Source organism: Arthrospira sp. PCC 8006 (genome assembly GCF_046480465.1).
Taxonomy (GTDB): Bacteria; Cyanobacteriota; Cyanobacteriia; order Cyanobacteriales; family Microcoleaceae; genus Limnospira; species Limnospira platensis.
Window position 1 is genome coordinate 1 of the sequence record NZ_PKGG01000496.1, and the last position, 769, is coordinate 769.

General features: G+C 55.2%; 1 protein-coding gene. It reads right to left on the reverse strand.

The genetic code is table 11. From position 1 onward, the window contains the following. Window positions 1–765, reverse strand: a 765-nt coding sequence (locus tag B9T16_RS29035; protein ID WP_410246431.1) for an NB-ARC domain-containing protein, incomplete at its 3' end; no start/stop codon positions are given. Window positions 766–769: the final 4 nt, after the last annotated feature.

The following is a 769-nucleotide window of genomic DNA, read 5'->3' on the forward strand; positions in this document are numbered from 1 at the left end:
TTGATACTCCTGCTTCTCCCCCCGTCGCCCCCACAACGTCACCAACGCCGTCTCCGAAATCTCCACATCCGGCGCAACAATCCCCAACTCTAAATACGCCCGTCGTAGGGGTTCCCCTAACGCCGCCACACTCACATCTAAAGACTTATAAATACTGCCGTGGGTATGGTCAAAAAACCGCAAATTCGCCGCAGCCAACGCCGTGATTAAATCCCCCCAACTGGTTCCCATACCAACTTGCGCCCCACATAACGCCAACGCTAAGGGTAAATTCCCGCAATGGTCAATCACCGCCGCCGCTTCTGTAGCGGGCAACATCTCAATATGCAGTCCCGCCCAATTCGCTAACAGTTGCCGGGATTGGTTCTCATCCAACTCCCCCACCTGATAGCCATTAGCCCCCAACCCCGCAATCAGCCGAGCATCCCGCGTCGTCAACAACAGACAACAATCGGGCCCCAACACCTCCACAAACCGCTCGGCTTCGGATTGTGACCACACATCATCCAACACCAACAAACAGGATTTATCCCGCAAGAGATTAGACAAATAGGCATTCCACTGGCTTTCCCCTTCCTGCAAAGCAAAAGCGTAGCTGTCCCCCAAGGTTTTGGCTATGGTGTCATACAACGCCATCGGTTGGGGGTTAATCCCCACCGTCAGCCAGACAATCCCATCCCGAAACCGCCGCCGCACCTCATTATCCCGCGCTAAAGCTGCCGCCAAGACGGTKTTACCAATACCGCCCATCCCCTGCACTCCCACTCTC